Consider the following 19,136-nt stretch of genomic DNA (forward strand, 5'->3'; position numbering starts at 1 on the left):
GGGCAAGGCGCTTTGCGCCGCCCCCGGGAGCAGAGCGCGGAGTAGCAGAATTTCCCGGAGGCGTTGCTGTGTATCTGTCCGGCTACCCAGCCCGCAGACTGCCCCCCGGGTCGCGGCTGACGCCTTACCCGGGCTATGCGTGCCGAGTAGTCTGCGCCTTACTTCGCGAATTTATCCAGCACCCGGATAAGCTGGGTAACGAAGCCATACTCGTTATCGTACCAGGCCACGGTTTTCACTAGCTGCAGATCGCCAACCTCAGCAATCTCCAGCTGCGTGGCATCATAAATGGAACCGAAATGGCTGCCGATAACGTCCGACGAAACGATCTCCTCTTCGGTATAACCGAATGATTCGTTGTTCACCGCCGCGTTTTTCATCGCCTGATTGACTTCTTCGGCGGAGACCTTTTTCTCCAGCACTGACACCAGCTCAGTCACCGACCCGGTTTTGGTCGGTACGCGCTGGGCGTGACCCTTCAGCTTGCCGCTAAGCTCGGGAATAACCAGCCCAATGGCTTTCGCCGCCCCGGTAGTATGCGGAATGATATTTTCCGCCGCGGCGCGGGAAGCGCGCAAATCCTTGCCGCGCGGGCCGTCAACCAGCGATTGCGTACCGGTATAGGCGTGAATAGTGGTCATGGTCCCCACCTTTATACCAAAGGCGTCATGGAGCACTTTCGCCATCGGCGCCAGGCAGTTGGTGGTGCACGAGGCCACGGAAATAATCGTATCGTTGGCGTCCAGCGTGTCGTCGTTAACGTTATAGACAATGGTTTTCATGTCGCCAGCGGGCGCGGAGATCAGCACTTTTTTAGCCCCGGCGGTAAGATGCGCTTGCGCTTTCTCCGCGGAGGTATAAAAACCCGTACACTCGACAATCAGCTCGGCGCCTACCGCTTTCCACGGAATATGCTGAGCCTCTTTTTCCGCATAAACGGTAATTTTTTTGCCATCAACGATCAGCGCATCTTCCGTAAAATCCACGCTCCATGGGAAAGGACCGTAGTTTGAATCATGCTTTAACAGGTAGGCCAGCACTTTAGGTGATGTCAGGTCGTTAATCGCCACGACCTCTAAAGGGCTGTCGACCTCCAGTAACCGGCGCAGTACTAAACGTCCAATACGCCCAAATCCATTAATCCCAAGTTTGCTCATGAAGAATCTCCAGGTCAGGTGAAAACTTCTCCAGGCTTAGTCCAGCCGTCGGGATAGGGCAACCAGCGATTTATTTGGCGCCGTTAAATGCTGATAAAAACGCGAACGGAAAAGTGAATAAATTCGGCGGGTTGCGGGCGGGGCGTTAAGGGGTAATAATTTTTTGTTTCAGCTTTATACGCCAGGGGCATATTGGCAACGGAGTGAAAAGGCGGGCCAGAGAAGGACCCGCCTGATGGCGGACTAGTCGGCGGCCCTGCCCAGTTCAGCAAAAGCGGTAAGCGCAGCGCCGTCAAGGCGATAGCGAACCCACTCACTTTGCGCAACGGCGCCAATGCTCAGATAAAAATCAATGGCCGGCTGGTTCCAGTCGAGCACGCTCCACTCCAGGCGACCGCACTCTCTTTTTACCGCCAGCTGAGCGATGGTTTTCAGGAGCGCTTTTCCTGCGCCGCGGCCGCGAAACTCGGGGGTGATGTAGAGATCTTCCATATAGATGCCGTTGCGGCCGAGCCAGGTGGAATAGCTGGTAAAGAACACCGCGTAGCCGGAGATCTTATTGTCAATCTCGCAGATTAACGCTTCCGTTTTGCTGTCGCTGGCGAAAAGCGATGCCTGGATTTCCTCAACCGTGGTGACCACCTGTTCCGGCGCCTTTTCATACACCGCCAGCTCGTAAATCATGTCATAAATTGCTTTTGCGTCCGCCGGGCTGGCCTGACGAATGGTCATATTCATTGGATTACCTGTTGTGCCATCGTAAGTTTGATACCGCAAAGCATAAACGTTAAGGTTAGAAGAATTAAGTGCAATGAAATCACGTAATGATGAATATTATGCATCCAGCCCTTCGCCGTCTTGATTTGAACCTGCTGCCGGTATTCGAGGCGGTCTACCGCTATCGTTCTGTGCGCCTGGCGGCGGAAGAGCTGGCGATGAGCACCTCGGCGTTAAGCCACGCGCTGTCCAGGCTGCGCGCCGCGCTCAATGACCCGCTTTTCTATCGCGAAGGGCATCGTATGTGCCCCAGCGTGTTCGCCACCCAGCTCGCGCCTTCTATTGCCTCGGCGTTAACGTTTTTAGATCAGGAGCTGACCCCGCAGCCGAAGTTTGTCGCCTCAGCCAGTACCGACTGCTTACAGATAGCGATCACGGATTTCACCGCGCAGTGCGTTTTCCCGACGCTGATGCCCAGGCTACAGCAACAGGCGCCCGGCCTGCGTTTCGAGCTGCGCTATCTGCCGCACAGCCCGGCGCTGACGGAACTGCTGGCCGGCGAGGTGGATTTAGCGCTGGGGTTTAGCGCCCTGAATGAAGCAGAGCATCCGGAGCTGGATGAGATCTGCTGGCTGAAAGATGATTATGTTGCGATAAGCCACGCCGGCCGGTCCCGGCTAACGCTGGCGGATTACCTGGCAGCCCAGCATCTGGTGGTTACCCCGTGGAATGAAAGCCAGGGGGTTCTCGACGTACAGCTCGCGAAAATGGGGTTTGCGCGGCATATCACCATCAAAACGCCCTCTATGCTGAGCGCGCCCTTCATTATTGCGCAAAGTGAACTGCTTATGGCGATACCGCGCTCGGCAGCGGAAAAAATGCTCGGCGCGGCGAAGTTGAAGGTTTTTGAACTACCGTTTGAGGTTCCGCCATTCGAGGTGAAAATCTATTCACATAAGCGGAGCGGGCAGCGCGGCGCGAGCCAGTGGCTGAAAGCGAAGCTGAGGGAGTGGGCCGCGGCGGAGCGCGCCTGAAGTCTCGTTTGACGAGCCAGCGATATATGCTTAACTCATCAGATAACACATGTGAATCGTCTGTTAACAGCCTGATGCGCGTTTCATTGGTAAGCGCTGCGTCATCTATCCTGATAACGTAAGAGAGAAAAATTGAAATTAGCCGGACTTCATCCAGATGAACTGCGCCGTCTGCAATCGCTGCGGACATCCGGATTATTAAACAGCGGAAAAGAAGAGCGTTTCGATCGCCTGACCAGGCTTGCGCGTACGCTCTACGATCTACCGGTGGCTTCGATTAGCCTCGTGGGGGAAAATACCCTGCACGTAAAATCCTGCGCCGGACTGGAAGTGGATACCCTGCCGAGGGATATCACATTCTGCGCGCATACTATCCTGCAGACCGACCCTTTAATCGTCAACGACCTGCAGCAGGACCTGCGCTTTCACGATAACCCGCTGGTCACCGAAGCGCCTTTTATCCGCTTTTATGCCGGCTACCCGGTGCAACTGCCTGACGGCGCGACGGTAGGCGCGTTCTGTCTGATGGATCACAAGCCGCGCGCTTTCTCCGTTCATGAAATACAAATCTTAAGCGACCTGGCCGCCATCGTTGAAGATGAATTCAAGGTGCTGGACGCGGCGACCGCCGACGAGCTGACGGGGCTGTTCAACCGCCGGGGCTTTATGTCGTTAGCGGAGTACGCGCTGCTGACCGCCAGACGGCGGAATGAACCAGCGAGCCTCATCTTTATCGATCTCGATCGCTTTAAGCTGATTAACGATACCTGGGGTCATGAACAGGGAGATAAAGCCCTGAGGGCGATTGCCGATTTGATGAAGGCCACCTTCAGAGAGTCGGATTTAATTGCCAGGCAGGGCGGCGACGAATTTATCATCCTGCTTGCCAATACCTCGCAGCAGGCCGCGGGCCTGGCGATGGAGCAGCTTAGCAAGAACGTCGCGGAGTACAATCAGCAGGCGGGCAATCCGTGGCAGCTGGCGTTCTCATGGGGCTGCGTTGAATACGATCCCGCTGCGCATCATAGCCTCAATGAGATCGTCGCGGTGGCGGACCGGCGCATGTATCAGGCGAAGAGCAGCCATGGCGCGGAACGTCGGTAGTAGAACCGCCGGGCGTCGCCAGCCGATAGTCGGCGTTTGGGCGATGCCGCAGCGGCTGTCGCCTCCTTAGTGGAGGCCAAGGCGGATCAGTTCAACCGGTTCGAACTTCCCTTCAGCCCCTTCAACTTCAACAGTCTTATTACGACGCAGCTGGGCTGGGGTCAAACCCGTAGAATGGATAGCGATAATTTTACCGGTTTTGCCCGTCCCATTAATCATCACCTGGCTGCCGTTGGTAATAGGATTGCGGTTACGATCGTATGTGATCATGGTTTTTTCTCCTTTTCATCATCGTGTCGTCACGCTCCGGGCTGTCCCGGCGCGGCGGTAATACAAATACGCCTCTCAGAGCGTCATTTCGTTGTTTTTGATCAACTTCACACTTTTTAGCGTCCCGCAACAGGCTAACGAGCCGGAGGCTGGCTTTGTCTGACCCGGCATCCGCATGTCCTCTGAAGCCGTTTTCGCTGGCGCCAAAGCCTGCGGATGCTCGGGTTGCAGTCGCGGATGCGGCTGCTAAACTTTTTTCGGGCATAACGGAGCGGAACGATGAAGAACAAAGACGAACAAACGGGGCTGATTGGTCTTGCCATCGGCGCGGCGGTCATTGGTCTGGTTTCTGAGCAGAAGCCGATTAACCGGGAAAGTATTGTCGAAGAACTGGTGAGGTTGGGAAGACAGAAAGGGGACGGCGTCGAGGATGAGATTTTTAAACAGGCGGCGACGCTGGTGCGTAAGGGGTTATGATCCCGCCGGTAAAAAGAACGCTATTTGAAGCCCGGGTATGCGCAAACCCGGGGTTAAACAGGAAGGAAGCGCATCATGAGATACGCGATCGCAACGCATATCAGCGCCATGTACCAAACAAAACTCATTCTGTTACCCGCCCTGTAGCGCCATGCCCGTCACCGCGTTTACCACGGTCGCGGCCAGCAAAACGCCGCCCACGATAGCGCAGGCACGACTTTTCCTGGTTGCCCCCAGCGTCAGCATAACGATCGCTGCGGCGAAGAAGGGGATAGCCATGATGGTGAAGGTATTCATTATTTCCTCGAATGTCGCCCGTTAATCTTCCTGCATCCACATGTCAGCTTCTTCGAACATTTCCTGCACGGCGCGGCTGATCTGCTCTTTCTCGTGCTTGCTGGCGTCGGTATTGATGGAGGCCAGCGTCATCATCGGTTTAACGCGAACGTCGGCATCGGGAAAAATGCGATGCACTCGCTTCGTCAATTCCGTCAGAATGATCTCTTTAGCGCCGGCTAATCCTTCGAAATTTCTCTTGTCATAAATCAGCTCTACGAACATTTTTTATCCCATTAATGGTAATAGCAGACCGTATTGTACTGTGATTATATACAGCGTCAAGGTTGAGGTATAGGTTCCTCGTATTGCCGCGCCGCAGGTAACCCGCTGCTTTTGCTTTATCTGCGCGAAACCGACAATTGTTTTTTTATAAGTACGTAAAAGTTAATGAATTTTTAATAAAAGGTGTTTATGTTGGCGATATCACCGTTTTATTAAGGGTTTCTCATGCGCGATAAATACTCTGGTCTGCAAATAGGCATCCACTGGCTGGTCTTTTTTTTAGTGATTGGCGCTTACGCGGCGATGGAGCTACGGGGCTTTTTCCCCCGCAGCGCGCGGCCCGTGATTAATATGATCCACGTCTCCTGCGGGATTTCAATTTTTGTTCTGATGGCGGTGCGTCTGTTGGTGCGCCTCAAATCCCCGACGCCGCCGATTGTGCCTAAACCGTCGCCGATGATGACCGGCTTCGCGCATCTTGGGCATCTGGTTATCTATCTGCTGTTTATCGCGCTGCCGGCCATCGGCATGGTCATGATGTACTACCGCGGCAACCCCTGGTTCGCTTTTGGCCTGACCATGCCGCACGCGGCGGAAAGCGACTTTGAGCTGGTGGATACCCTGAAAGCGTGGCATGAGCTGCTGGCCAATACCGGCTACTTTATTATCGGCCTGCACGCGCTGGCGGCGCTGATGCACCACTATTTGTGGAAAGATAACACGCTGCTGCGGATGATGCCGCGCAGGCGTTAAACCTCGATAAACCCGCTTCGGCGGGTTTTTTTGTCTCTTTCTTCGGGATCCTCAACTTCAGCTAAGCGCAAATTCTCGCCGCTATGCTACGGTTAAAGCGGCGAACGCATTTGCCTCACGGCAATAATAAATATAGTATACCCCCCTATATGATATGGAGGGCGTCACCATGCCACATTCACCTGAAGATAAAAAGCGAGCCCTCAGCCGGGTAAGGCGCATTCGTGGCCAGGTTGAAGCGCTCGAGCGGGCGCTGGAATCCGGCGAACCCTGTATGACCATTCTGCAGCAAATCGCCTCAATACGCGGCGCCGCTAACGGCCTGATGGGGGAGATGGTGGAAATTCACCTGCAGGATGAACTGGTTAGCGGCGAAACGACGCCCGATCAGCGCGCCGCCAGAATGGCGGAAGTCGGGCATCTGCTACGATCCTATTTAAAATAAAATCACCACGAGGAAGAGAGATATGAAATCACGTGCAGCCGTCGCGTTTGGCCCGGGCCAGCCGCTTTCAATCGTTGAGATTGACGTCGCGCCGCCGAAAAAAGGCGAAGTGCTGGTCAAGATCACCCATACCGGCGTATGCCACACCGATGCCTTTACCCTCTCAGGCGACGATCCGGAAGGCGTTTTCCCGGCGGTGCTGGGCCATGAAGGCGGCGGGATTGTCGTCGAAGTCGGGGAAGGCGTGACCAGCCTGCAGCCGGGCGACCACGTTATTCCTTTGTATACCGCTGAATGCCGCGAATGTAAGTTCTGTAAATCAGGCAAAACCAACCTCTGCCAGGCGGTCCGCGCCACCCAGGGTAAGGGCCTGATGCCGGACGGCACCACGCGTTTCTCCTACAACGGCGAACCGATTTATCACTATATGGGCACCAGCACCTTCAGCGAATACACCGTGGTGGCTGAAATTTCGCTGGCGAAAGTGAACCCGCAGGCGCCGCTGGACAAAGTTTGCCTGCTGGGCTGCGGCGTCACGACCGGCATCGGCGCGGTGCACAATACGGCGAAAGTAAAAGAGGGCGATACCGTCGCCGTCTTCGGCCTCGGCGGGATCGGCCTGGCGGTGATCCAGGGGGCGGTACAGGCGAAAGCCGGGCGCATTCTGGCGGTGGATACCAACCCGGAAAAATTCACCCTCGCGAGAGAGATGGGTGCCACCGACTTTATCAACCCGAATGATTACGATAAGCCGGTTCAGGATGTGATTGTTGAACTCACCGACGGCGGCGTCGACTTCAGCTTCGAGTGTATCGGTAACGTCAACGTGATGCGCGCCGCGCTGGAGTGCTGCCACAAAGGCTGGGGCGAAAGCGTGATTATCGGCGTCGCTGGCGCGGGTCAGGAGATTAAAACCCGTCCATTCCAACTGGTGACCGGGCGCGTCTGGCGCGGCTCCGCGTTCGGCGGCGTGAAAGGGCGCACGCAGCTGCCGGGAATGGTAGAAGAGGCGATGGCGGGCAAAATTCGCCTCGACCCGTTTATTACCCACCGCATGCCGCTGGACCGCATCAACGAAGCCTTTGACCTGATGCACGAAGGTAAATCCATTCGTACCGTTATTCATTTCGGCGAGAATTGATTTTCAGGTAATAAATAACCCGGGCGTGCCCGGGTTATCGTTTAAGCGGGATTATTCCCGCCGCAGGTTTTCATAACCATTCTGCCAGCGCCGCTGTTCCCGCCGCTCTCGTTCGCGCTGAATATCCGACTTCTCATCATCCCAGACCGCGCAGTGCGGGCCGCTGAACACCTCGCAGGGCTGCGGGTGAGCGGTGAGCGGAGACGCCGCTTTCTCCTCCCAAATCGCCGGATCGCGCAGGTCCACTTCCGGGGCTTGTAACGCCTGAGCTGAGGTGGCCGCTATCGACATGATGGCGCCTGCGAGCAGGCGGCAGGTTGAACGCTTCATCCATTATCCTTGTTCAGTATTTATTATTGATAACCATTCGCAATAATAACATGACGGAATAAGAATGGCTTGCTGGGGGGAGATGCGAAGACGATTTTTATATCGCGCTATCGGGCAATGCCCTGGCTACGTACTTTGCCAGCAAAAAGGGCCCCGATTGGGGCCCTGAGGGTTACTTCTGCTCCGGGAGCGCGTAGGCGATGATGTAATCGCCGCGATCCGGCGACTGGCGAGCGCCGCCCGCGTTGATGATGATGTACTGTTTACCGGTTTTCGGCGATACGTAGGTCATCGGCCCGGACTGGCTGCCGACCGGCAGACGCGATTTCCAGATCTCTTTCCCGTTGGCGGTATCAAACGCGCGCAGGTAGAAGTCCTGCGTGCCCGCAAAGAACAGCAGACCGGACTGGGTTGATAACGACGCGCCCAGCGTCGGCATGCCGATAGGGATTGGCATATGCATGCGGATCCCCAGCGGGCCGGTGTCCTCAACGGTGCCTACCGGAACCTGCCACACCAGTTTGCCGGTTTTCAAATCAACCGCTGACAGAGTGCCGAACGGTGGTTTCTGGCATGGAATGCCCAGCGGCGACAGGAAACGCTCGCGCATGGCGCCGAACGGCGTGCCTTCCATCGGCACGATCCCCATTTCGATACCGCTGGCGTCCTTCGCCACTTTGGCGCGCGGCACCATATAGTTGGCGAGGCCAAGGCGCATATCGTTGACGAATATCAGGCTGTTATTCGGGTCAACCGACACGCTGCCCCAGTTCATCCCGCCCAGCGAGCCGGGATACTGCAGCGAACGATCCTCGCCCGGCGGGGTGAAGACGCCCTGGTGGCGCATCTCTTTAAACTGGATGCGGCACAGCAGCAGGTCGACAGGCGTCGCGCCCCACATATCCGACTCGGTCAGCGTCTCGTTGCCAATCATCGGCATACCGACGGAGTAAGGCTGGGTAGGCGAGTAACGCTCGCCTTTAACGTTGCCGGCCGGTACCGGACGTTCTTCGACTTTAGCGACCGGTTCACCGGTGGCGCGGTTAAGCATAAAGATCATGCCCTGCTTACTGGTTTGCACCAGCACCGGCGTGGTGCCGCCTTTACCGTCAGGCAGATCGTACAGCAGCGGCTGGGAAGGCAGGTCGAAGTCCCACAGATCGTGATGGGTGGTCTGATAATGCCAGCGGACCTGGCCGGTCGTGGCGTCAACGGCCACGATGGATGAACTGTATTTATCGTCAAGTGCGGTACGTTCGCCGCCAAAGAAGTCCGGCGTCGCGTTACCGGTCGGCAGATAAATCAGATTCAGCTTCGCGTCGTAGGACATGGCCGACCAGACGTTCGGCGTGCCGCGCGTATAGGTCTGGCCTGCCGGCGGTTCGCCGGTCAGCGCCGGGTTGCCCGGATCCCATGCCCACGCCAGTTTCCCGGTGTGGACGTCATAGGCGCGAACGACGCCCGGAGGCTCGCCGGTGGAGAAGTTATCCGCCACGCGACCGCCAACGACCACGACATTACCCGCCACCAGCGGCGTGGAGGTTTGCTGGTAGTAACCCGCTTTGATCTCGCCCATGCCAATGCTCAGATCAACGATACCGTGGTCGCCAAAGGCGTCGCACAGTTTGCCGTTGTCGGCATCAATAGCGATCAGACGGGCGTCGGTGGTAGGCAGGAACAGGCGACGGGAGCAGGCGGCCGGCTGCGCGTCGGCGGCCGGGGAAACCTGAGCCTGGCTATCTTCGTAATAGCCTAAACCACGGCAGCGCTGCCAGTTGGGGGCGGTGGCTTTTGAATCGTAGCGCCACTTCTCTTTGCCGCTATCGACATCCAGCGCCAGCACTTTACTGTAGGGCGTACAGACGTAAAGCGTATCGCCAATCTGCAGCGGGGTGTTCTGATCTTCCGCGCCGGAGCCATTGCTCTGCGGAATATCGCCGGTATGGGCGATCCAGGCGACCTGCAGCTGGTCGACGTTCTGTTTGTTAATCTGGTCGAGGGCGGCGAAACGGTCGCCGTGGGTGGTGTTGCCCCAGTGCGCCCAGTTTTTCTGCTGCTCGTCCGCGGCGACCGGTTTGACCGGCACCGCTTCGCTGGCGCTGACCAGCGGCTGGGATTTGAACATCCAGGCGAAACTGACCAGCAGTGCCACGGCGATCACCGCAGCCAGGCCAAACGCCGGCCCTTTTTTCGCCGGCTGGCGGGAAAGGAACGGCCAGACCAGCGCGCAAAGGAAGGCCAGGACCCCGAGCGCGAACAGGCGGGAAAATAGCGGCCAGTAGGTCCAGCCCGCGTCGCTAATCGCCCAGACGATCGATGCGACAAACGCAACGGCGTACAGCATGATGCCGCCGCGGCGGCTGCGGAAGATGAGCACCGCGGCGATAACCATCACCAGGCCCATCAGCGCAAAATAGAACGTCCCGCCGACGGAGGCGAGCTTCGCACCAAGAATACCGATAGCCAGACCGATGATCAGCATCAGCCCGGCGAGAAGCCACTGCAGGATCCGGGGGAACCCTCGCGGCGCGTTGTCAGTTGCCATTTTTTCTCCTTAACCACCCCTGAACAGGCGTGAACCAGATGAATCAATTTTTCAAGTGAACTCTTTTGAATGAAGTGATAGTAGCCTTCATAAAAGCGGTATTTTTACTGTTATTGATTTCATGTGAACCATTTGGTGAAATCGCGGATATGATAGATCTGTTAAAGAAATTTACGCAATTGTTAATGAATGATTTCGCACTAATTGATTATTGTGATGAATAATACCGGGCAGCAGCAGGGAAAACGGGCGGATTATCTCTCCCCGACGGGCGAAGCCGGGGAGATCGTGTTCAGACGGGCATGGATTTACGAATGGCGCTGAGCAGGGTTTGCGTACCCGCAGTGAGCGTGGCGTCCACCCGCGTGAGGATCCCTATTGGTTCACCCGCGCCCTGGGTGGGCACCGGTAACGCGGCCAGCATCCCACGACGCAGGTCGTCTTTAACCGCGCCGGAGGGGACAAACCATACGTAGTCGTAGTCGACGGTGAGCTGGCGCGACAGGGAAGCCGACAGCGTCTCGATGCAGCCAGTGGGAATTTTGCAGCCCTGGCTTTGCAGCAGGGTTTCGGCGTTCTGTCGCGGCAGCGTGCCTTTAGGCGAAACCACTACCGGCCACTCCATGACCCGACTCAGCGTGACGGTTTCCTGCAGCAGCGGGTGACCCGGACGAACCACCAGCTTCAGGGATTCGAGAAATAGCAGTTCATAGTTCAACCCGCTCATCAACTCCGGATCGGACATCCGCCCGATGCCGATATCGATTTCTCCCGATTTTAGCCCCGCCAGCAGCATGGTGTTATTCATGGTGGCGACCTGAAGGGTGATATCTTTTTGCTGCTGATGGAATTGGCCGATCACCGAGGGCAGGATCCCCAGCGCGGCGGTGGGGAGCGCTCCGATGCGTACGATATCGCTGTTGAGGCCTTCTTTACGATTGAGCGCCTGACCCGCGGTATTGAGCGCGTCGAGCACTTTAACCGCATGGGTGAGAAACTGTTCGCCGACCAGCGTCAGCTGCGCGCCCAGCCGCCCACGCTCAAACAGCCGCGTGCCGGTGAGCTGCTCCAGTTCGTTCAGCGTTTTGGATAAGGCCGGTTGGCTCAGATTGAGGGTTTCAGCCGCGCGCCCAAGAGTTCCCTGTTGAGCGACGGCCACGAAGGTATGTAGATGGCGCAAGCGAATGCGCTGACTGAAAAGACCATTTTTTTGCATAATCAATGTTAAAAACAGAGGTGTACCGGTGACAAGTAAGGGTGTTTAAAATTGTTAACTTCATAGCAAAATATTATTAACATTTTATATTATTATTTTACAAGTTGATTTTATTGGCATTGCCGTAAAGTACCGCCCCCGGCCAACAGGGGCGGAAAAAGGAAGTGAAAACTCAGATATCGAAGAAGACGGTTTCGTTTTCGCCCTGCAGATGAATATCGAAGCGATAGACGATCTCCGTCCCGCGCACCTCGCGCTGGGCGATGAGGGTCTGGCGGCGCACTTCCCACTCAATCAGATTCAGCACCGGGTCGGCCTGGTTGGCATCCTGTTCGTCGGAGAAGTACATCCGCGTGTTGAGGCCAATATTAATCCCGCGGGCGACCACCCATAAATTGACGTGCGGCGCCATGGTGCGACCATCGCGGCCCACAACGGCCCCGGGTTTAATGGTTTCGAAGCGCCAGACGCCGCTGGTGAAGTCCGAGCAACTGCGTCCCCAGCCGCGAAACGCCGTATCCAGCTTCTTACCCTGCTGTCGGTCGTCGGGATGGTTATAGCGCCCGGCGGCGTTGGCCTGCCAGATTTCCAGCAGCACATCGCGCACCGGGGTGCCCGAGCCGTCGATGACTCTGCCTTCAATAGTAATGCGTTCGCCCTCGGTGTCGGCCGTCGTCAGCGTCGGGCCAAAGTTTCTCTCAAAGATATGAAAGCCCGCGGCGTCCGGCGCCAGGCCGATATGCACATAAGGACCGGCGGTTTGCGAAGCGGTTTCAGGTAAAAAATCTCTCATCGGGCGGCCCCCTGCGTGCGGTTTTCAAACAGCGTTGCGCGATGACCGCGCAGCACGAGATCAAAACGGTAGGCCAGAGAGTCCAGCGGGACGGCGGCATGGGTATCCAGCTCGGCGATCAGCGTTCTGATGGCATCATCGTTATTGATGGTTTTGACAATAGGGCACTGTTTAATCAGCGGATCGCCCTCGAAATACATCTGGGTGATCAGACGCTGCGCCCAGGCGTCGCCGGAAAGCGAAAAGTGAATATGCGCCGGACGCCAGTCGCTGACCTGGTTGCGCCACGGGTAGGGGCCGGGCTTGATGGTGCGGAAACAATAGTAGCCGTTCTCGTCGGTCAGCACGCGTCCGCAGCCGCCAAAGTTCGGGTCGATAGGCGCCAGATATTGATCTTTCTTATGCCGGTAGCGGCCGCCCGCGTTAGCCTGCCAGACTTCGACCAGCGTATTTTTCATCGGCCGGCCAAACCCATCGCGAACGTAGCCGTGCACGATAATCCGCTCGCCAATCGGCAGGCCGTCTTTGGCGTAGTTGAGGATCAGGTCGTTATCCAGCGCGCCGAGATCGTCGCTGCTGAACACCGGGCCGGTGATCTCCGAAAGTGAATTCTGCAGGGAAATGAGCGCATTGCGCGGCGAGCGCAGTACGCTGGTTTTATAGCCCGGCGCGTAGGCGGGTGGATGGCTACTGTAGTCGCGATGCAGGACCTCGCGCGGTGACCATTTATCATTCATGAGGGGACTCCGTGTTATCGGTAGAGAGGCATGTTGTTGTAATGTCGCCACTTGCAGTGTGTGTAAATGCTTTGTTAATTTAAAGTGAAATTAAAGGGTGTTTAACATAACCGGTGGTTATGAAGTGAGCGGGTGAAAAGAAACCGGCCAGCTACCGGCATCACAGTTTGTAAATTCTTCCCGCCGTCTTCAGAGAGCTTTCCTACACTCCAGGGAGAATTCACTGGAGGTAAGACATCATGGCGAACACCATCACGGCTGATGAGATTCGGGAAAGCTTTTCGCAGGCGATGTCGGCGATGTACCAGCAGGAAGTTCCGCAGTACGGGACGCTACTGGAGCTGGTGGCCGACGTTAACCTGGCCATACTGGAGAATAACCCGACGCTGCACGAACAACTGGCCAACGCCGATGAGCTGGCGCGGCTAAACGTTGAGCGCCACGGCGCGATCCGCGTCGGTACGGCGGAGGAACTGGCGACCCTGCGTCGCATGTTTGCCATTATGGGCATGTATCCCGTTAGCTATTACGATCTGTCGCAGGCTGGCGTGCCGGTTCACTCCACCGCGTTTCGCCCCATCGATGACGCGGCGCTGGCGCGCAATCCGTTTCGCGTTTTTACCTCGCTCCTGCGTCTTGAGCTGATCGCCGATGAGGCGTTGCGCAAGCGGGCGGCGGAAATTCTTGCCCGGCGCGATATCTTCACGTCGCGCTGTCGCGAACTGATCGCGCTTCATGAACAGAAGGGGGAGTTCACCGCCGCGGAGGCGCGTGAATTTGTGCAGCAGGCGCTGGAAACCTTTCGCTGGCATCGACATGCCACCGTCGATGAGGAAACCTACCACGCGCTGCACGAAGAGCACCGGCTGATTGCCGATGTGGTTTGTTTCCCCGGTTGCCACATTAATCATCTGACGCCGCGCACGCTGGATATCGACCGGGTTCAGGCGCTGATGCCCGAATGCGGTATCGCGCCGAAAGCGTTAATAGAAGGCCCGCCGCGCCGCGATGTGCCGATTTTGCTGCGCCAGACCAGCTTTAAGGCCCTTGAAGAGCCGGTGATGTTTGCCGGGGAGCATCGAGGCACCCATACGGCGCGCTTTGGCGAAATAGAGCAGCGCGGCATCGCCTTGACGCCCAAGGGCCGCGCTCTGTACGACCGACTGCTTAGCGAGGCGGGGGTGGGCAAAGATAATCTTAACCATCAGCGTCATCTGCAGGAGGTGTTTAGCCCGTTCCCGGACAGCGAATTCCTGCTGCGTCAGCAGGGGCTGGCGTACTTTCGCTACCGCCTGACGCCCGCCGGCGAGGCGCACCGCCAGGCCTTTCGTCCGGGCGACGATCCGCAGCCGTTGATTGAGCGCGGCTGGGTTATCGCACAACCGATTATTTATGAAGACTTTTTACCGGTCAGCGCCGCCGGGATTTTTCAGTCTAACCTGGGTAACGAGATACAGGCCCGCAGCCACGGCAACGCCAGCCGCGAGGCCTTTGAGGAGGCGCTGGGCTGTGCGGTTTACGATGAGTTTGCCCTTTATCAGCAGGCGGAAGAGCGCAGTAAACGACGTTGCGGTCTGCTGTAAAATCAGTACTCTGCTGGCATGAGTCGTTAAAGGAAGCAGGCCATGCAGAATCCGTCTACCCCGCTGGTGAAAACCCGGCAGGGCACTCTATCCGGCACCTCGGAAGAGAACATTCATATCTGGCGCGGTATTCCCTATGCCGCGCCGCCCGTCGGCGATCTCCGCTGGCGCGCGCCGCAGCCTGCCGCCCGCTGGCAGGGCGTACGCCGGGCGGAGACTTTCTCGGCCTCCAGCTGGCAGGATATTGAATACTGTCGTGAACTCGGCGGCGGCGATCCCGGCAGCTTCTCCGAGGATTGCCTTTACCTTAACGTCTGGTCGCCCGCTTCGCGCGCGCAGCCGCTGCCGGTGATGGTCTGGCTGCACGGCGGCGGCTATACCATCGGCGCGGGAAGTTTACCGCCGTATGACGGCAAAGCCTTAGCCTCCCGTGACGTCGTCGTGGTGACCGTCAACTACCGGCTGGGGCACCTGGGCTTTTTTGCCCATCCGGCGCTGGAGGAAGAGGAGGGCGAGCGCATCTATAATTTCGCGCTGCTTGACCAAATTGCCGCCCTGCAATGGGTTCAGGAGAACATTCACGCTTTCGGCGGCGATGCGGCCAACGTCACCCTGTTCGGCGAGTCCGCCGGGGCGCGCAGCGTGCTGTCGCTCATGGTTTCGCCGAAATCCCGGGGACTGTTCCATAAAGCGATTATCCAGAGCGGCTATACCTTGCCGGATCTGCCGCGGGAAAAGGCGCTGGCCAAAGGGCAGCTTATCGCTGAGCACTTCGCTCTACCGCAGGCCAGCGCCGAACAGCTGCGGGCGATTCCGGCAGAGGCGTTCTGGTCGCTAACCGCGCCGCTGACCATCGGCCCGGCGCCGATCGTTGGCGATACCGTGCTGCCCCAGCCGATGCTGGAAACTTTTTTTAGCGGGCGTCAGCATCCGCTGCCGGTGATGATAGGTTCAAACAGCGATGAGGCCAGCGTTATGGCGGTGTTTGGCGTCGATATCGCCGGACAGATCCAGAAGCTTCGCCGCGAACGCCGCTTGGGTCTCGGACTGATTAAACTGCTGTATCCCGGCGTCAAAGGCGATGAAGCGCTGGGGCGCGAAGTCTGCCGCGATATGGCGTTCACCACTCTGGGCTACGTGGTGATGCAGGCGCAGCAGCGGGTAGGACAACCGTGCTGGCGCTACTGGTTTGACTACGTTGCCGAGGCGGAACATCAGACCTATCCGCACGGCGCATGGCACGGGAATGAAGTGGCATACGTTTTTGACAACCTCGATCTTGCCGAGCCGGTACGCCAGTATGCTAACGATCGCGACCGGACCTTTGCCGGCCAGGTCGCCGACTATTGGGCTAACTTCGCCCGCATGGCCGGTAACGGCTGCCACGATCTCCAGGGGCCGGTGCGCTGGCCCGCCAGCGTACGCGGTCGGGATCGTTTGTTGCGTATTGGCCTGCATAAACGCGCTGGTTTTAAGGTGGAAAACCGCTTTATGCGCGCGCGGCTGGCGCTGTTTCGTCGGGTGATGAAGCATCATGTGACCCTGGACTAACGTTGCCTGGAAGATGCCCTGAGCCGCTGCGCGTTCTGTCAGTGGGACGATGCGTCCCACTTTCGGCGGCTAATCCTCAGCCAGTGGTTACACTATGATCGGTGCTGTTAACCCTACATCCGCGGAACCGGGGTTCTGACGGAAAATGTGCTGCTGAAATGAGGATGAAATCATGGCCAAACCGTATGTTCGTCTGGATAAAAATGATGCCGCCGTGCTGCTGGTCGATCACCAGACCGGATTGCTCTCTCTCGTGCGCGATATCGATCCCGATAAATTCAAGAACAACGTCCTTGCCCTTGGCGACCTGGCGAAGTACTTCGCTCTGCCGACCATCTTAACCACCAGCTTCGAGAACGGTCCGAACGGTCCGCTGGTGCCGGAGTTAAAAGCGCAGTTTCCGGATGCGCCCTATATCGCGCGGCCGGGCAATATTAACGCCTGGGATAACGACGATTTTGTGAAGGCGGTGAAAGCGACGGGCAAGAAGCAGCTGATCATCGCCGGGGTGGTGACGGAAGTCTGCGTGGCATTTCCGGCGCTGTCGGCCATCGAAGAGGGCTTTGATGTCTTTGTCGTGACCGACGCTTCCGGTACCTTCAACCCCATTACCCGCGATGCCGCCTGGGATCGTATGTCGCAGGCTGGGGTGCAGCTGATGTCGTGGTTTGGCGTTGCCTGCGAACTACACCGCGACTGGCGGAATGATGTTGAAGGGCTAGGGACGCTGTTCTCTAACCATATCCCGGACTATCGCAACCTGATGACCAGTTTTAACCTTCTGCAGCAAAAATAGTCGCTCTCGCGGTCAGCGTTCGTCTGGCCGCTTCCCTTCAGGTTTCGCTGGCGCTGTATTTCGTATGAAGCGTCGCCGCCTGGCGGAATCATCGCCGCCCTGTGGATATCGGCAATTCGGTCTGGTCCGGTGGACATATTTTTTTCACGCATTTCTGCCGTCAACAATTGGATTATCAATCGTTTTTGTCTAGAGTGAGCGACATTCACGACGCATGGGTTTGTTACGTCGCGTCTCAATTCACATATGAAGAAGGATGCTCTCTCAGGCATGAACCGCAGACGTTTTCTCAAATCCTCCATGGCTGTTGCCGCCGTATGCGGAACGTCAGGAGTCGCCTCTCTATTCTCGAAAGCCGCATTCGCCGAGGACTCAGGAATTGCCGACGGTCAGACCCGTCGCTTTGACTACTCCGTACTCCAGTCGATGGCCCACGATCTTGCGCGTCAGCCCTGGGGCGGCGCGCCGCGCGATCTGCCGCCAACCCTGGCAAACCTGACCCCCCAGGCCTACAACAGCATTCAGTACGACGCTGCGCATTCGCTGTGGAATAATATTGAAGAGCGCAAGCTGGACATTCAGTTCTTCCACGTGGGGATGGGGTTCCGCCGCCGCGTGCGGATGTTCTCCCTGGATTCACAAACCCAGCAGGCGCGGGAAATTCACTTCCGCCCTGAGCTGTTTAAATATAATGACGCCGGCGTCGACACCAAACAGCTGGAAGGCCAGAGCGATCTCGGCTTTGCCGGATTCCGCGTATTTAAAGCGCCGGAGCTGGCGCGTCGCGATATCGTCGCCTTCCTCGGCGCGAGCTATTTCCGCGCGGTGGACAGCACGTATCAATACGGACTGTCAGCCCGCGGCCTGGCGATCGATACCTTTACCGATACGCCGGAAGAGTTCCCTGACTTCACCTCTTTCTGGTTTGAGACCGTTAAACCGGGGGCGACGGTATTTACCGTCTATGCGCTGCTCGACAGCCCAAGCGTCACCGGCGCCTATAAGTTCGTCGTGAACTGTCAGGAGACGCAGGTGATTATGGATGTGGAAAACCACATCTACGCGCGTAAAGACATCAAACAGCTGGGCATCGCGCCGATGACCAGTATGTTCAGCTGCGGCAATAACGAACGGCGGATGTGCGACACTATCCATCCGCAGATCCACGACTCCGACCGCCTGTCGATGTGGCTGGGCAACGGCGAATGGGTGTGCCGTCCGCTGAACAACCCGCAGAAGCTGCAGTTCAACGCTTTCCAGGATAAAAATCCGCGTGGTTTTGGCCTGCTGCAGCTGGACCGTGACTTCTCCCACTATCAGGACATTATGGGCTGGTATAACAAACGCCCAAGCCTGTGGGTGGAGCCGCGCAACCAGTGGGGCAAAGGGGCCGTCAACCTGATGGAGATCCCGACGACCGGCGAAACGCTGGACAATATCGTGTGCTTCTGGCAGCCGGAGAAACCGGTGAAGGCCGGGGATGAACTGGACTTCCGCTATCGTCTCTACTGGAGCGCGCAGCCGCCGGTCCGTTCGCCGCTGGCGCGGGTGCTGGCGACGCGTACCGGCATGGGCGGTTTCCCTGAAGGCTGGGCGCCGGGTGAGCATTACCCGGATAAATGGACCCGTCGTTTTGCCATTGATTTTGTCGGCGGAGACCTGAAGGCCGCTGCGCCAAGAGGCATCGAGCCGGTGATTACCCTGTCGAGCGGCGAAGCTAAGCAGATAGAGATTCTCTACGTGGAACCGTTTGATGGCTATCGTATCCAGTTTGACTGGTACCCGACCTCTGATTCGACCGATCCCGTCGAGATGCGCATGTTCCTGCGCTGTCAGGGGGAGGCGATCAGCGAAACCTGGCTGTATCAGTACTTCCCGCCAGCGCCGGATAAACGCAACTATGTCGATGACCGGGTCATGAAGTAA

20 protein-coding genes are annotated in these 19,136 nt (G+C 57.5%); 10 read left to right on the forward strand and 10 right to left on the reverse strand.

Features of this window, described 5'->3' with window-relative positions; genetic code table 11:
* Positions 1-158: 158 nt before the first annotated feature.
* Together gap and CMQ96_RS18990 are read right to left on the reverse strand one after the other, a co-directional pair.
* Positions 159-1,157 carry a type I glyceraldehyde-3-phosphate dehydrogenase gene (gene gap / locus CMQ96_RS18985; protein WP_098067165.1) on the reverse strand — a complete coding sequence of 333 codons (999 nt, stop codon included), beginning with the start codon at positions 1,155-1,157 and terminating at the stop codon, positions 159-161.
* 243 nt (positions 1,158-1,400) lie between these two features.
* Positions 1,401-1,895 carry a GNAT family N-acetyltransferase gene (locus CMQ96_RS18990; protein WP_098067166.1) on the reverse strand — a complete coding sequence of 165 codons (495 nt, stop codon included), beginning with the start codon at positions 1,893-1,895 and terminating at the stop codon, positions 1,401-1,403.
* Between the two features lie 89 nt (positions 1,896-1,984).
* On the opposite strand from CMQ96_RS18990, the gene CMQ96_RS18995 reads away from it, so the two are divergent.
* Together CMQ96_RS18995 and CMQ96_RS19000 are read left to right on the forward strand one after the other, a co-directional pair.
* Positions 1,985-2,908 (forward strand): LysR family transcriptional regulator, encoded by a 924-nt coding sequence (locus tag CMQ96_RS18995; RefSeq protein WP_165775020.1) that lies wholly within the window; start codon positions 1,985-1,987, stop codon positions 2,906-2,908.
* Positions 2,909-3,040: 132 nt separating this feature from the next.
* A complete protein-coding gene (locus CMQ96_RS19000) occupies positions 3,041-4,012 on the forward strand; it encodes a diguanylate cyclase (protein ID WP_098067167.1) in 972 nt (323 codons plus the stop codon).
* A 66-nt stretch (positions 4,013-4,078) separates the two neighbouring features.
* Here the strand turns inward: CMQ96_RS19000 and ydfZ are convergent, their stop codons facing one another.
* Positions 4,079-4,282 carry a putative selenium delivery protein YdfZ gene (gene ydfZ, locus CMQ96_RS19005; protein ID WP_004138983.1) on the reverse strand — a complete coding sequence of 68 codons (204 nt, stop codon included), beginning with the start codon at positions 4,280-4,282 and terminating at the stop codon, positions 4,079-4,081.
* Positions 4,283-4,561: 279 nt separating this feature from the next.
* Here ydfZ and CMQ96_RS19010 point away from each other — a divergent pair, with 279 nt between their 5' ends.
* Positions 4,562-4,759 carry a hypothetical protein gene (locus CMQ96_RS19010; RefSeq protein ID WP_004138981.1) on the forward strand — a complete coding sequence of 66 codons (198 nt, stop codon included), beginning with the start codon at positions 4,562-4,564 and terminating at the stop codon, positions 4,757-4,759.
* 132 nt (positions 4,760-4,891) lie between these two features.
* On the opposite strand, the gene CMQ96_RS28685 is transcribed toward CMQ96_RS19010, so the two are convergent.
* Positions 4,892-5,056 carry a hypothetical protein gene (locus tag CMQ96_RS28685; RefSeq protein WP_004138979.1) on the reverse strand — a complete coding sequence of 55 codons (165 nt, stop codon included), beginning with the start codon at positions 5,054-5,056 and terminating at the stop codon, positions 4,892-4,894.
* 21 nt (positions 5,057-5,077) lie between these two features.
* Complete coding sequence (locus CMQ96_RS19015) at positions 5,078-5,320, reverse strand: DinI-like family protein (protein ID WP_004120890.1); 243 nt, start codon at positions 5,318-5,320, stop codon at positions 5,078-5,080.
* A gap of 225 nt (positions 5,321-5,545) precedes the next feature.
* Between CMQ96_RS19015 and cybB the strand changes: the two genes are divergently transcribed.
* The 3 genes from cybB to CMQ96_RS19030 all read left to right on the forward strand — a co-directional run bounded on the left by cybB (position 5,546) and on the right by CMQ96_RS19030 (position 7,659).
* A complete protein-coding gene (gene cybB, locus CMQ96_RS19020; protein WP_004138977.1) occupies positions 5,546-6,073 on the forward strand; it encodes a cytochrome b561 in 528 nt (175 codons plus the stop codon).
* 169 nt (positions 6,074-6,242) lie between these two features.
* On the forward strand, positions 6,243-6,518 hold the full coding sequence (locus tag CMQ96_RS19025; RefSeq protein ID WP_004101746.1) for a metal/formaldehyde-sensitive transcriptional repressor: 276 nt from the start codon (positions 6,243-6,245) through the stop codon (positions 6,516-6,518).
* A 22-nt stretch (positions 6,519-6,540) separates the two neighbouring features.
* Complete coding sequence (locus CMQ96_RS19030; protein WP_024358286.1) at positions 6,541-7,659, forward strand: S-(hydroxymethyl)glutathione dehydrogenase/class III alcohol dehydrogenase; 1,119 nt, start codon at positions 6,541-6,543, stop codon at positions 7,657-7,659.
* A 51-nt stretch (positions 7,660-7,710) separates the two neighbouring features.
* Here the strand turns inward: CMQ96_RS19030 and CMQ96_RS19035 are convergent, their stop codons facing one another.
* From CMQ96_RS19035 to pcaH, 5 genes are all read right to left on the reverse strand, one after another.
* Entirely contained in the window at positions 7,711-7,989 is a 279-nt protein-coding gene (locus CMQ96_RS19035) for a hypothetical protein (RefSeq protein ID WP_064342604.1), read from the reverse strand.
* A 172-nt stretch (positions 7,990-8,161) separates the two neighbouring features.
* Positions 8,162-10,534, reverse strand: coding sequence for a glucose/quinate/shikimate family membrane-bound PQQ-dependent dehydrogenase (locus CMQ96_RS19040; RefSeq protein WP_024358285.1), 2,373 nt, complete (start codon positions 10,532-10,534; stop codon positions 8,162-8,164).
* Between the two features lie 292 nt (positions 10,535-10,826).
* A complete protein-coding gene (locus CMQ96_RS19050; protein WP_004138972.1) occupies positions 10,827-11,750 on the reverse strand; it encodes a LysR substrate-binding domain-containing protein in 924 nt (307 codons plus the stop codon).
* Positions 11,751-11,922: 172 nt separating this feature from the next.
* Entirely contained in the window at positions 11,923-12,543 is a 621-nt protein-coding gene (gene pcaG / locus CMQ96_RS19055) for a protocatechuate 3,4-dioxygenase subunit alpha (RefSeq protein WP_064342605.1), read from the reverse strand.
* Entirely contained in the window at positions 12,540-13,280 is a 741-nt protein-coding gene (gene pcaH / locus CMQ96_RS19060; protein ID WP_004850552.1) for a protocatechuate 3,4-dioxygenase subunit beta, read from the reverse strand. The genes pcaG and pcaH overlap by 4 nt, the downstream gene beginning before the upstream one ends.
* Positions 13,281-13,519: 239 nt before the next feature.
* Here pcaH and CMQ96_RS19065 point away from each other — a divergent pair, with 239 nt between their 5' ends.
* The 4 genes from CMQ96_RS19065 (at position 13,520) to CMQ96_RS19080 (ending at position 19,136) form a co-directional block, all read left to right on the forward strand.
* Positions 13,520-14,863 (forward strand): VOC family protein, encoded by a 1,344-nt coding sequence (locus CMQ96_RS19065; RefSeq protein ID WP_049090336.1) that lies wholly within the window; start codon positions 13,520-13,522, stop codon positions 14,861-14,863.
* A gap of 42 nt (positions 14,864-14,905) precedes the next feature.
* Complete coding sequence (locus CMQ96_RS19070; protein ID WP_024358282.1) at positions 14,906-16,414, forward strand: carboxylesterase/lipase family protein; 1,509 nt, start codon at positions 14,906-14,908, stop codon at positions 16,412-16,414.
* A 172-nt stretch (positions 16,415-16,586) separates the two neighbouring features.
* Complete coding sequence (gene ycaC / locus CMQ96_RS19075) at positions 16,587-17,210, forward strand: isochorismate family cysteine hydrolase YcaC (RefSeq protein WP_004138968.1); 624 nt, start codon at positions 16,587-16,589, stop codon at positions 17,208-17,210.
* A gap of 270 nt (positions 17,211-17,480) precedes the next feature.
* Complete coding sequence (locus CMQ96_RS19080; protein ID WP_049086041.1) at positions 17,481-19,136, forward strand: glucan biosynthesis protein D; 1,656 nt, start codon at positions 17,481-17,483, stop codon at positions 19,134-19,136.

Source organism: Klebsiella sp. MBT K-1, assembly GCF_002556465.1.
Lineage (GTDB): Bacteria > Pseudomonadota > Gammaproteobacteria > Enterobacterales > Enterobacteriaceae > Klebsiella > Klebsiella grimontii.